This window comes from Streptomyces sp. NPDC002790 (genome assembly GCF_040295505.1).
GTDB lineage: Bacteria > Actinomycetota > Actinomycetes > Streptomycetales > Streptomycetaceae > Streptomyces.
The window spans coordinates 26126-38744 of record NZ_JBEOVM010000063.1 but is presented as its reverse complement, the minus strand read 5'-3'; the positions used below and the strand labels follow the sequence as shown (position 1 = coordinate 38744).

The following is a 12619-nucleotide window of genomic DNA, read 5'->3' as shown; positions in this document are numbered from 1 at the left end:
GTTCGGGCCCACCGCCTTTTTACGTGTCACCGGCACCGTGGTTGACGCCTCGGGGCTCCGCCCCGGACCCCGCTGCTCAATCGCCGCAGGGGCTTGAAATACCGGTGCTGACCGTCGCCGTCGCGCCTTGGGCAATCTGCCGCCTTGGGCGGCAGGGTGGGCAAGGCGGCGCCCCGGCGCGGGCAGCGCCCTCGGTATGGCTCAGCACCGGTGCCGCCCTCAGGCGGCCTCTTGCAAGAAGCCTCCCGATTGGTGGTGCCAGAGTTTGGCGTAGGTGCCGTGGGCGGCGAGGAGGTGCTCGTGGGTGCCCTGTTCCACGATGCGGCCGTGGTCGAGGACGACCAGGTTGTCCATGCCGGCCACGGTGCTGAGGCGGTGGGCGACCACCAGGGCCGTCCGGCCTTCCATGAGGCGCCAGAGCGCCTCCTGTACCAGCAGCTCGCTCTCCGAGTCGAGCGCGCTGGTCGCCTCGTCCAGAAGGAGGATCGGGGCGTCCCGCAGGATCGCGCGGGCGAGCGCGACCCGCTGGCGCTGGCCGCCGGAGAGCTTGATGCCGCGCTCCCCGACCATCGTGTCGAACCCTTCCGGCAGCGCGTCCGCGAACTCGGCGACGTGTGCCGCCTCCGCCGCCTCGCGGACCTCCGCCGCGCTCGCCCCCGGCCGGGCGAAGGCGATGTTCTCGCGCAGGCTGCGGTGGAACATGGCCGGGTCCTGCGGGACGTACGCGATCAGGGACCGCAGGTCGGCCTGGCGCAGCTTGGAGATGTCCTGGCCGTCGATCAGGATCCGGCCGCCGTCGATGTCCATCATCCGCAGGAGGAGCCGGGTGAGTGTTGTCTTGCCACCTCCTGAGCGGCCGACGAGGCCGAGCCGCGTGCCGCCGGGCACGGTCAGGTCGAGCCCGGTGAACAGCGGCTCCGCGCCCGCGTGCGTGTACGCGACCCGCTCGAATCGGACGGCGGCGGCCGAGGTCTCCTGCGGCTCCTCGGGCTCGGCCGGGTCGAGCACCTTCGGCTCGTCCCGCAGCAGCTCGGTGAACTGGGCCGCCTCCGTCATGGCACGCTCAAGGCGGCGGTAGATCTGGTTGAACTCGAACATGATCCGCGTCGCGTTGCTGAAGTACGTGAACGCGACGACGATCGCCTCGACGCCCTGGCCGCGGCCCGCGAGGGCGACGGCCAGCAGGAGTCCGACGGCGTTGGTCAGCACGGAGAGCGGGGCGACGACGGTGTCCACGCGCAGGTTGCCGTAGTCCCAGGCCCGCAGGATGTGGCCGCGCGCGTCCGCGACCCGCTCCCGGTGCTCGGCGGCCTCGCGCTCCTCTGCGGCGAAGGCGCGGACCGTCTCCATGTTCATCAGGCTGTCGGCGACGTGCCCCGACATGTGGGTGAAGGCCGCTTCGCGCGCGTTGACCAGCTTCTGGCGGCGCCGGATCAGGGGCCGTACGCACAGGCCGGTGATCGCGATCATCGCCAGGAGTACGACGACGAGCCAGGGCTCGTACCGCCACAGCACGACCGAACCGAAGATGATCGGTACGAAGCTGGCCATCACGTTGAAGATCAGTACGTCGGCGAACTCCTCGAAGCGGGAGGCGAAGCTCAGGACGCGCTTGGTGAGCGAGCCGGCGAAGTTGTCGTGGAAGAACGTGGCGTCCTTCGCGTACAGCTCGTCCATGCCGATCACGTACAGGCGCGAGATGGCGCCCGCCTCGAGCCGATTGATGCAGTGGAATCCGATGCGCCACAGCGCCTCGGCGGCAAGGAGCACGCCGGCGAAGGTGAGGACGTACGGCAGCATCGCGTGAACGGTGCGCTCGCCGCCGTCGGCGAGGTGGCCGACGAGCTTGGCGACGACGAGCGGCGCCAGGTAGAAGAGGCCGATGTTGCCGAGCGCGGGCAGCAGCATCGCGGGGACCGCGAACCGGCGCGCCCGCGCCAGCTCCCGTCCGTAGTAGCGGAGTGCGAGCAGTACCGAACCGCGGCTCGGTGGCACTTCGCGCAATGAGGTCAATCCGATCCCGTCCCTTGGGTGTTGGAGGGGTGTGGGTTTCCGGCCGTGAGGTGGGGCCGGACATCGGAGTGTCCCGTGGCGACGTGTCGGCGGTCCACGTGTTTTCGGGGTGACCGTATGTGTATCGGCCGGGCCGGGCGCAGCCGTGCGCGCCTGGCGCGGCCGATACACGCGGTCGTCAACTCGCCTTGGGTGTAAAGCCCTTGGCCTCCTCGGACTCGGACGGCTGACGGACGACCTTCATGCCGCCGACCGCCGACTTGTCGGGCTGGAGGATCACCGATTCGTGTGAGGACGGGGCCTTCGGGGCGCTGAAGTCCTGGGTGACGCCGAAGCCGTTCTCGAAGTCGCTCAGGGACAACAGGGCCTTGTCGACGCCCTCCCGTGTGAGGTCCTTGCCCTCGCAGGCCTTCTTCAGGGCCTCGCCGAACACGGCCGCGGCGGTCCAGCCCGCGACGACGCCGTTGTCGAGCGAGTCCTTCGGGTACGCCTCCTTGTAGTCGGCGACGAGCTTCTTCGCCTCCGGGGTGTCCGCGCCGATGGGCAGCGACGGGGAGGCGACCCAATAGTTCTTCAGGAGGGCCGGGGCCGCCTGGGTTCCCAACAGCTGGGGAGAGTAGGCCGAGTTGTTGCCGATGATGGGCGCGTTCAGCTTCGCCGCGGCCGCGACGCCGACGAGGGAGGCCGCCTGGCGCGGGCCCGCGCTGATCACGACGCCCTTGACGCCGGCCTTCTTCAGGGCGGAGACCTGCGCGGTCATGTCGTTGTCGGTCGGCTTGATCTTCTGCTCGACGACGGTGAGCCCGGCCTCCTTCGCCATGTACTGGGAGCCCTGGAGCGCGTTTTCGCCGTAGTCGCCCTCGAAGTAGACGTGGCCGAGCTTGTCGCCCTTCTTCAGGCCCTTCTCCTTCATCAGGAAGTCGATCGCGTTGATCGTCTCGATGTCGTACGTCGAGCCGATGACGCGCACGTACGGGCTGCCGAGCAGGTGTGCCGACCAGGCCTGCGGCAGTACGAGGGCCTTGTCCTGGCCGATGCGGCTCTTGACGGCGGCCACGAACGGCGAGCCGAGGAACTGCGGGAAGCCGAGCACGTCGGGTGAGAGCTCCGTGTAACCGGCGACGGCCTTCTGCGGGTCGTAGCCGTGGTCGCGCACGGTGAGCTTGGCCTTGTAACCGCAGGCGCCACCCGCTGCGTTGAACTGCTTCACGTACAGCTGCTGCGCCTGGGTGACGCTCTTGCCGAGCGTCGCGTAGACGCCGGTCATGTCGGTGAGGACGCCGAGGTTGATCGTCTTGCCGGTGATGCCCTTGCCGGTCTTGATGCCGCCGGCGCTCTGCTTGTCGCCGCCCCCGCCGTCCTCGGCCTTGGAGCTGCACGCGGCGGTCAGCGCGAGCAGGGCGGCCACGGCGGTCACCGTGAGCGTTCGGGTGCGGCGGTGCGAATGAGATCGGGTCATGCGTCCTCCTGAGGGTGTTTCCTGGCGCGCAGGGCGGAAAGCCGCACAAGTCCGCCGGGTAGGAAAAGGACCACCGCCACGACGGCGGCGCCGTACAGATAGCGGGACGCCTCGCCGGGGGCCACACCGCCCGTGCCGGGGGCGGAGACGAGGGGCAGGGCGTCGCTGTAGCGGGTGAGCAGTTGCGGCAGCAGCGAGACGAAGGCCGCGCCGACGACGGCGCCCGCCACGGATCCGAGGCCGCCGATGACGATCATGGCGAGGTATTCGAGGGAGAGCGTGATGCCGAAGTAGTCGGGCACGGTGCGCTGGAAGACCAGGGCGAGCAGGACGCCCGCGAGGCCCGCATACATCGACGACAGCACGAAGACGAAGCCGCGGTAGCGGGCGACCGGCACGCCGAGTACCCCGGCCGCGATCCGGTGGTCGCGGATCGCGTTGAGGGCGCGCCCCGGCCGTCCGCGCAGCACGCCGCGGGCGAAGAGTCCGCAGCCGAGCGTGAGCAGAAGGCCCAGGTACCAGAGCTTCTCGGAGGCGCCGAACGGCACGCCCGCGACCGTGAGTTGACTTTCGTCGAAGGTGAGGCCGAACAGGCTCATGGCGGGTACGTCGCGCCCGTTCGCGCCGCCCGTCAGGTCCTCGGCGTTGAACAGGACGTGCTGCCCGATGAAGATCAGGGCGAGGGTCGCGATGCCGAGGTACGCGCCCTTGAGGCGGCCCGCGATGGGGCTGAACAGGCCGCCCGCGACACCCGCGACGAGCACCGCGAGCACGGCGGCCAGCCACGACGGAAGGCCGAGCCCGTTAAGGGTCTGCCCCCGCTCCCCCGCGAACACGCAGTACCCGTAGGCGCCGACGGCGAGGAAGAAGGCGTGGCCCATGGAGAGCTGCCCGGTCGCGCCGGTCAGCAGGTTGAGCCCGATGGCACCGATGGCGGCGGCCATGGCGAACAGGCCCGCCTGCAACCAGAAGCGCTCCAGGTAGAACGGCAGGGCGAGCAGCAGGAGGGCGCAGGCCGCGATGACGTACGTACGGCGTCGCGAGAGGAGGACGCGAAGTGAACTGCCGTACGTAGTGCGTGGCTTGGCTCGTGTGGCATCCGAGGCGAGTACGTCAGACACGGGCGAGCTCCTTCGTCCCGAAGAGCCCCGAGGGCCGCAGCAGCAGGATCACGGTCATCACGAGATAGGGCGCGAGGTCGCCGAGGCCGCGGCCCATGAAGGCGAGTTCGCTCTGGTAGCCGGCGGCGAGGGACTCGGTGACGCCGACGATGAGGCCGCCGACGAGCGCGCCGGTGGTGGAGTCGAGCCCACCGAGGATCGCGGCGGGGAAGGCCTTCAACGCGGCCAGTGACGTGGCCCGTTCGAGGCCCGGCGTCGGGAACACGGTCAGGAACAGCGCCGCGACGGCCGCGAGCCCGCCCGCCACCGCCCATGCGCCGAGCGACACCCGCCCGAGCCGTACGCCCATCAGCGCGGCGGTCTCGCTGCTCTCGGCGGCGGCGCGCATCGCGACGCCCCACGAGGTGTAGCGGAACGTGAGCAGGAACGCGGTGATGAGCAGGGCCGCCGCCGCGAGCGCGGCGATCCGGGTGTGTGCGATGGAGACCCCGCCGACGGTGAGCACGGCATCGCCCCACGGGTCCCCCATGGCGAGCACGTCCGTGCCGAGGCGGCGGGTGAGTTCGGTGGTCAGGAGGATGTCGACGCCGATGGTGACGATGGCGAGGACGCTGTGGTCGCGTCCCCGGTAGCGCCGCATCACGAGGAACTCGACGGCGGCGCCGACGACGGCCGCGGCCGCGATGCCGACACCGACGGCGGGCCAGAACCCGATGTTGTCGTGGAGCGACGCGATGACGTAGCCGCCGGCGAGCAGCAGCGAAGCGTGGGCGAAGTTGACAACCTCGGTGGCCCGGAAGATGACGACGAAGCCGAGCGCGATGAGGGCGTAGACGGAGCCCATGGAGACGCCGTTGATGAGGAGTTCGAGAAACGTGGTCATACGGCCCCTCCGGTGTGGTCCCGCGAGTCGTCGGGCGCGCCCAGGTATGCCTGGACGACCGCCGGGTCGTTCTGCACGCGCTCCGGGGGCCCGCCCGCGATGCGGCGGCCGAAGTCGAGGACGGTCACCTCGTCGGCGAGCCGCATGACGACGCCCATGTCGTGTTCGACCAGGACGATCGAGATGCCGAGGCTGTCGCGGACGCCCGCGATGACGGCGGCGGTGCGGCGGCGTTCGTCGGCGGTCATGCCGGCGACGGGCTCGTCGAGGAGGAGGAGCCGCGGCTCCATGCACAGGGCGCGGGCGAGTTCGGCGAGCTTCTGCGCGCCGTAGGGCAACGAGCCGGTGGGGGTGGCGAGTTGATCGGCGATACCGACGAACTCGGCTATCTCCCTGGCCCGTTCACGGTGGGCGCGTTCCTCGCGGGCCGCCGACGGCAGGCGCAGGCCCGCCGCGACGAAGCCCGCACGGGTCAGCCGGTGCCGGCCGAGCAGCAGGCTGTCGGCGACCGTGGCGTGCGGTGGCAGGGCGAGGTTCTGGAAGGTGCGGGCGACGCCGAGTTCGGCGATGCGGTGCGGGGGCAGGCCGGTGAGTTCGTGCTCGCCGAGGTGGACGGTGCCGGAGGTGGCCCGATAGACGCCGGACAGGACGTTGAAGGTGGTGGACTTGCCCGCGCCGTTCGGTCCGATGACGGCGTGCACCGTGCCCGGTTCGACGGTCAGGCCGATGGAGTCGAGGGCGGTGAGGCCGGCGAACCGTACGGTCAAGTCCCTTACGTACAGGGGCGGTACGTCGGTCATTGCGTGCCTCCCCAGCGGCTCAGCGTCGGCGGGTGCGCGGCACCGCCGGTGGCGGCCGCGGCGTCCGACGCGGCCGTCTCGTCGACCACGCCCAGGTAGCGGCGGCGTACCTCGTCGGATCCGGCGAGTTCGTCGGCGCGGCCGTGCAGGGTGATCTCGCCGACCTCCAGGACGTACGCGTACGAGGCGAGCCGCAGCGCAAGCGCCGCGTTCTGTTCGACGAGGAGTACGGAGACCGAGCGGTCGCCCTGCGCGTTGATCTCGCGGATCGTGTCGGCGATCCGGGCGGCCATCAACGGGGCGAGGCCCAGCGAGGGTTCGTCCAGGAGCAGCAGTTTCGGCCCGGCCATCAGGGCGCGGCCCACCGCTAGCATCTGCTGCTCGCCGCCGGACAGCAGGCCCGCCCGCTGCTGCGCCCGGTCGGCGAGCACGGGGAACAGTTCGTGCACGCGCCGCAGCGCCGCCGCTTTGTCGGCCCGCGAACCGTGCGAGCCGAGCGCCCCGGCCCGCAGATTGTCCGCGACGGTCATCCGCGCGAACACCCGCCGTCCCTCCGGGACTTGGCAGATCCCGGCGGCGACCACACGGTCGGCGGACAGACCGCCGATCCTTCCCCGAGCTCTCAACTCCGTTCGAGCAGGGGAGACCCCATTCCCGCCGAAGTCCACCGTGCCGGACGTCACCGCCCCGCCGTGGAAGCCGAGGGTGCGCGACACGGCTCGCAGCAGCGTCGTCTTGCCCGCGCCGTTGCCGCCGAGCACCGCGACGACGGAGCGCGCCGGCACCTCCAGGCTCACACCGCGCAGCGCGCGGACGGGCCCGTAGCCGACGGACATGTCGTCGACGACAAGCCCTGGTTCTTCTGTCCTGCTCACATCGGTCACTGTGTGCGTCCCTCCCTGGCCCGGTGGTCCTGGACCGGTGGCGCTCACGACAGCACCGCACGGACGGCCCGTCCACGGGCGGCCCCCGAATCGCTGCGCGGGCCCAGCGCCCGCCCGCCCCGGTTGTGCCCGCGCACAAGACCGCGTGTCAGGGGCCTGCCGGGGACGCGGGGCGGGTGGCATCCTCCGCACAGGCAAGTCGGTCCTTTGCCGCCGCTTTACGCGTAGTTGGGGAGGGGCGATGGGCGCACGCAAACACCGCACGGGGCAGGACTGGAAGCTGCTGAAGGAGGCCTGCGGCACGCTGCTCGAGCGGGTGCCGGAGCTCGTCGACGAGCATCTGCGGCAGCTCTTCGCGTACTCGGACGTCTACGCGCGCGTGCTGCCCTACGACGACCAGTGGCGGGAGGCCGAGCAGGCGATGCGCATCGGCGTCGAGACGATCTCGGCGCCGCGCGACTCGGCGCGCAGGGACCTGGAGTACGCCGAGGACGCGGGCCGGCGCCGGGCCGGGCAGGGACTGCCGCTCGATCTCCTGATCCACGCCTACCGCAACGCCGGCTACCTCGTCTGGGACGCCCTGATGGAGAGCGCGGGCGGCGAACCGGCGCGGCTGAAGGCTCTGATGCGGTCGGCGACGATGGTGTGGGCGGCGGTCGACGCGCAGGCCGAGGCGGCCTCGGAGTCGTACCGGGCAACGGAGTTGGAGCTGCGGCGCCGTACCGACGAGCAGACGCAGGCGCTGCTCGACGCGCTCCTCGACGGCCGTCCGGCGCCGGGCCTCGCGGCGCGCGCGGCGGCCGGTCTCGACCTGCCCGAGCACGGCCCGTACGCCGTCGTCGTGCTCCGGGTGGAGCGACAGGGCGGGCGCGAGGCGTTCCACCGGCGGATCCAGGACCCGCGGTGCCGGTTCGTGTGGCGGATGCGGGCGGACTGCGAGGTGGGGGTTGCGGCGCTCGGGGCGGGGCGCACGCTGGACGATCTGGCGGCGCTGCTCGACGGCCGCTGTCCGGGGCCGGGCGGGGTCAGCCCTGTCGTCAAGGGGCTCGCCGAGCTCGGCCACGCCCGCCGCCTGGCCGAGCTCGCGCTGCGCACCTGTCCTCCGGAGACGACGGGGGTGGTGCGCCTGGACGAGCGGATGCCGACGGCCCTGGTGGTGAGCCAGCCGGACCTGGCCCAGCGGCTGGTGTCCGGGGTCTTCGGCGAGCTGCTGACCCTGGAACCGGCCGACCGGGCAGTCCTGTTGGAGACGTTGGACGCGTGGCTGGCGTGCGAGGGGTCGGCGGGGCGGGCGGCGGGGCGGCTCTACTGCCACCGCAACACGGTCTTCAACCGGCTGCGGAGGCTGGAGCAGTTGACGTCGCGGTCGCTGTCGAGGCCGCGGGATCTGATGGAGATGACCTTGGCGCTCGACGCGTACCGCTTGTCACCGGGGTGAGGCCACGGGGCTCCGCCCCGGACCCCGCCGCTCAATCGCCGCAGGGGCTCGAAAGATGCGCCTCAAACGCCGGCGGGGCTTGAATTTGCCAGCCCGGGCTTGATGGTGCCGCTCCGCCTTGGGCGGCAGGGTGGGCAAGGCGGCGCCACGGTGCCGCGCACCCATCACCAGTGGCGCCGACCCCGGTACAGCCGAGACCCCCGGCTCAGCGCAAGAAGTCCGTCGCGATGCGTTCCGCCACGGACTCCAGGATGGGGCCCGCCTCGGCGATGCAGCGGGACACGTCCGGCTCCACGTCGGTGAGTGCGTACGCCCGGCGGATACCCGCCCGGCCGAGGGCCTCCGCGGGGAGGGCCAGGCGGCCGCAGACCGCGACGACCTCGACGCCCGCCGCCCGGGCCGCCGCGGCGACACCCGCGGGCGCCTTGCCGTGCAGCGTCTGCTCGTCCAGCGAACCCTCGCCGGTGATCACGAGTTCGGCCCGCTCCAGCGCGGGCGCGAAGCCGAGGACGTCGAGCATGACCTCGATACCGGGCCGGAAGCTCGCGCCGAGTCCGACCAGCGCCCCGTACCCGATGCCACCCGCGGCGCCGGCTCCCGGCGACTCCGCGTACTCGAGCGCCTTCGGCCCGATCGACTCGGAGAGCACCTTGGCGAAGTGGGTGAGCGCGGTGTCCAGCTCGGCGATGTTCTCCGGGGTGGCGCCCTTCTGCGGACCGTAGATCGCGGGCGCGCCCTTCGGCCCGGTCAGCGGGTTGTCGACGTCGCTCGCCAGGACGAGGTCGACCTCGGCAAGGCGTGCGTCGAGCCCCGACAGATCGGCCGAAGCGAGGTTCGCGAGCGCGCCACCGCCGGGTCCGACCGGCTCGCCCTCCGCGTCGAGGAGCCGCGCGCCGAGCGCGGCCAGCATCCCCGCACCGCCGTCCGTCGTGGCGCTGCCGCCCACGCCGAACACGATCGAGCGCGCCCCGGCGTCGAGCGCGGCGGTGATCACCTCGCCGGACCCGTACGTCGTCGCCGTCAGCGGCGCGAACTCGCCCTCGGGGAGGAGTTGAAGGCCCGATGCCTCCGCCATCTCCACGACGGCCGTGCCCTCGCGCAGCGCGTACGCCGCGACGACCGGCTCGCCGAGGGGCCCGGTCACCGGGACCTCGCGGCGCTCGAACCCGGCGGCGACCGCCGCCGCCACCGTCCCGTCCCCGCCGTCCGCGACCGGCACGGACTCCACCGTGACCTCGGGCGCGACACGGTGCAGACCCGCCGTCACCCGCTGTGCGACCTGCACGGCGGTGAGCGAGCCCTTGAACTTGTCCGCCGCGATCAACACGTGCCGCGCGGCCTGTGCAGCGTCCGCCACCTTGCTCTCCCCTTGCTGTTGCGCCTTGCACGAGGCAAGGCAGTCGCGCCGCTGCGACCTTAACCGCAGGAGGGGCCCGCTGCCCATGGCCGTCCGGCCCGCGGACCGGCGACGTCCCACCGGAACGCCCCCTTCCGTCACCTGGAATTCTCGATCTTTCTCACATCTACGCGCGTTGACATCTCGCGTGGCGGCAAGGGATGTTTCCGTGGACAGTTTCCGTAACCAGAGCAAAGGGGCTCGAACCGTTGGCCAGGAAGATCATCCTCGATTGCGACCCGGGTCACGACGACGCGGTCGCCATGCTGCTCGCGCACGGCAACCCCGACATCGACCTCGTCGCCGTGACCACCGTCGTCGGCAACCAGACCCTCGAGAAGGTGACGCGCAACGCCCTCTCCGTCGCGGCGATCGCCGGAATCACCGGGGTGCCGTTCGCGGCGGGCTGCCCGCGGCCCCTGATCCGTACGATCGAGACCGCGCCCGAGATCCACGGCGACACGGGACTCGACGGACCCGCGCTCCAGGACGCGCTGTTCGAGCTCGACGAGCGGCACGCGGTGGACCTGATCATCGACACGGTGATGGCGCACGAGCCCGGTGAGATCACCATCGTGCCGACCGCGGGCCTCACGAACATCGCACTCGCCGCCCGCAAGGAGCCCCGCATCGTCGAGCGGGTGCGCGAGGTCGTGCTCATGGGCGGCGGCTACCACGAGGGCAACTGGAGCCCGGTCGCCGAGTTCAACATCGTGATCGACCCCGAGGCCGCGCACATCGTCTTCAACGAACCGTGGCCGGTCACCATGGTCGGGCTCGACCTCACCCACCAGGCGCTCGCCACCCCCGAGGTCGAGAAGAAGATCGCCGCCGTCGGCACGAAGCCCGCGGGGTTCGTGCTCGAACTGCTCGAGTTCTTCCGCGAGACCTACCGCGAGCACCAGGGCTTCGAGCACCCGCCCGTGCACGACCCGTGCGCCGTCGCGTACGTCATCGACCCGAGCGTCATGACCGTCCGCAAGGCGCCCGTCGACGTCGAGCTGCGCGGCTCCCTCACGCTCGGTATGACCGTCACCGACCTGCGCGCGCCCGCGCCCGACGACTGCCACACGCAGGTCGCCGTCGACCTGGACCACGAGCGGTTCTGGAACCTCGTGGTCGACGCGCTGGTCCGCATCGGTGAGCCGGACGGGGACGGAGCGCCGGCAGCATGAGCGTCGCCGCCTCCCCCCACTCCGCGGCCGACGGCCCCGGCGCGGGCCGCCCGGCCCGCATCGGCGCCCTCATGGTCGCGCTGCTCGCGGCCAGCTTCGCCTTCCAGCTCAACGCCTCGATGCTCAGCCCGGCGCTCGCGACGATGGCGGACGAACTCGACACCTCCGCGTCCGCGATCGGTGTCACGCAGACCGCGTTCTTCACGGCCGCCGCGCTGTTCTCGCTGTTCCTGCCGCGCCTCGGCGATCTGATCGGCCGCCGCAAGGTGCTCACCGGGATGATGGTCCTGATGGCCGTCGGGTGTGTGATCTCCGCGCTCGCGACGTCCGTCGGGATGCTCGCCGTGGGCCGTGTCATCCAGGGCGCCTCGGGCCCGACGATCCCGCTCGCCCTGATCATGCTGCGCGTCGAGGTCCCCGACCCGAAGCGGTACGGCACGCTCATGGGCATCGTCACCGCCATCAACGGCGGCATCGCGGGCGTCGACTCGTTCGCGGGCGGCTCCCTCGCCGAGCACTACGGCTACGCGTCGATCTTCTGGGTCATGACCGCCTTCGCGGCCGTCTCGGCCCTGCTCGTACGCTTCTTGGCCCCGGAATCCCGCGCGGCCGAACGGCCACGCATGGACTGGCCGGGCGTGCTGCTCCTGGTGATCTCGGTCGGCGCGCTCCTGATCGCCTTCAACGAGGCGGGCAAGCTGGCCGCCGCGAACTGGCCGCTCGCGATCGGCCTCCTTGTCGTGGCCGCGCTCGCGTTCTGGGCGTTCTGGCGGATGGAGAACCGCTCCCCGCACCCGCTGGTCACCACGCATCTGCTGAAGCGCCGCGCCACCTGGTCGCTGCTGCTGTCGACGATGCTCACCATGACCGGCGTCTTCGCGATCATGAACGGGCTGCTGCCCGGCTTCGCGCAGGACACCTCGGTGGGGCTCGGCCTCGGCGCCGAGGGCGCGACCTGGTGGACGCTCACCCCCTACGCGCTCGCGGGCCTGGCCATGGGCCCGATCTCGGGACGGCTCGCGGCGACGTACGGCTACGGCCTCATCCTGCGGACCGGGCTGATCGCCACGGCGGTCTCCACCGTCCTGGCGCTGCTGACCCTCCAGACGGACTCCTCGGGCCTGCTCCTCGCGGTGTCGATCCTGCTGGGTGTCACGTACGCGGGCATGGCCAACATCATGCTGAACGGCCTGGGCATCGTGCTCTCCCCGACCGAGAACCCCGGCTTCCTGCCGGGCCTCAACGCGGGCTGCTTCAACCTCGGTTCGGGCCTCAGCTTCGTGATCCTCTACGCGGCGATGGACTCGGTCGCCCCCACCGACGGCACCTCGGTCGGCGGCTACAGCGCCGGTGTCGTCGCGGGTCTCGTGCTCATCGTGGCGGCCCTGTTCACGTCGATGCTGATCCCGAAACCGGTGCACGCGGAAGCGAAGAACTGACCTGCGCGTGC

Annotated in this window: 10 protein-coding genes; 3 read left to right on the top strand and 7 right to left on the bottom strand. The window is 71.5% G+C overall.

Features of this window, described 5'->3' with window-relative positions:
* Positions 1-219: 219 nt before the first annotated feature.
* From ABT004_RS24435 to ABT004_RS24410, 6 genes are all read right to left on the bottom strand, one after another.
* Entirely contained in the window at positions 220-1995 is a 1776-nt protein-coding gene (locus tag ABT004_RS24435) for an ABC transporter ATP-binding protein (RefSeq protein ID WP_351340656.1), read from the bottom strand.
* A 196-nt stretch (positions 1996-2191) separates the two neighbouring features.
* On the bottom strand, positions 2192-3472 hold the full coding sequence (locus ABT004_RS24430) for an ABC transporter substrate-binding protein (RefSeq protein WP_351340653.1): 1281 nt from the start codon (positions 3470-3472) through the stop codon (positions 2192-2194).
* On the bottom strand, positions 3469-4494 hold the full coding sequence (locus ABT004_RS24425) for a branched-chain amino acid ABC transporter permease (RefSeq protein ID WP_351340667.1): 1026 nt from the start codon (positions 4492-4494) through the stop codon (positions 3469-3471). The genes ABT004_RS24430 and ABT004_RS24425 overlap by 4 nt, the downstream gene beginning before the upstream one ends.
* A 91-nt stretch (positions 4495-4585) precedes the next feature.
* The gene (locus tag ABT004_RS24420; RefSeq protein WP_351340651.1) at positions 4586-5476 is read right to left on the bottom strand and encodes a branched-chain amino acid ABC transporter permease; all 891 of its coding nucleotides are present in this window, start codon (positions 5474-5476) and stop codon (positions 4586-4588) included.
* On the bottom strand, positions 5473-6276 hold the full coding sequence (locus ABT004_RS24415; protein WP_351340648.1) for an ABC transporter ATP-binding protein: 804 nt from the start codon (positions 6274-6276) through the stop codon (positions 5473-5475). The genes ABT004_RS24420 and ABT004_RS24415 overlap by 4 nt, the downstream gene beginning before the upstream one ends.
* Positions 6273-7112 carry an ABC transporter ATP-binding protein gene (locus ABT004_RS24410; protein ID WP_351340664.1) on the bottom strand — a complete coding sequence of 280 codons (840 nt, stop codon included), beginning with the start codon at positions 7110-7112 and terminating at the stop codon, positions 6273-6275. Before ABT004_RS24410 ends, ABT004_RS24415 begins: the two co-directional genes overlap by 4 nt.
* Positions 7113-7401: 289 nt before the next feature.
* Here ABT004_RS24410 and ABT004_RS24405 point away from each other — a divergent pair, with 289 nt between their 5' ends.
* Positions 7402-8598, top strand: a complete 1197-nt coding sequence (locus ABT004_RS24405; RefSeq protein WP_351340646.1) for an RsbRD N-terminal domain-containing protein — start codon at positions 7402-7404, stop codon at positions 8596-8598.
* A gap of 205 nt (positions 8599-8803) precedes the next feature.
* On the opposite strand, the gene ABT004_RS24400 is transcribed toward ABT004_RS24405, so the two are convergent.
* The gene (locus ABT004_RS24400; protein WP_351340643.1) at positions 8804-9955 is read right to left on the bottom strand and encodes a glycerate kinase; all 1152 of its coding nucleotides are present in this window, start codon (positions 9953-9955) and stop codon (positions 8804-8806) included.
* 248 nt (positions 9956-10203) lie between these two features.
* On the opposite strand from ABT004_RS24400, the gene uriH reads away from it, so the two are divergent.
* Positions 10204-11169 carry a uridine-preferring nucleoside hydrolase UriH gene (gene uriH, locus ABT004_RS24395; RefSeq protein WP_351340642.1) on the top strand — a complete coding sequence of 322 codons (966 nt, stop codon included), beginning with the start codon at positions 10204-10206 and terminating at the stop codon, positions 11167-11169.
* A complete protein-coding gene (gene uriT, locus ABT004_RS24390) occupies positions 11166-12608 on the top strand; it encodes a uridine transporter UriT (RefSeq protein WP_351340639.1) in 1443 nt (480 codons plus the stop codon). Before uriH ends, uriT begins: the two co-directional genes overlap by 4 nt.
* Positions 12609-12619 lie beyond the last annotated feature (11 nt).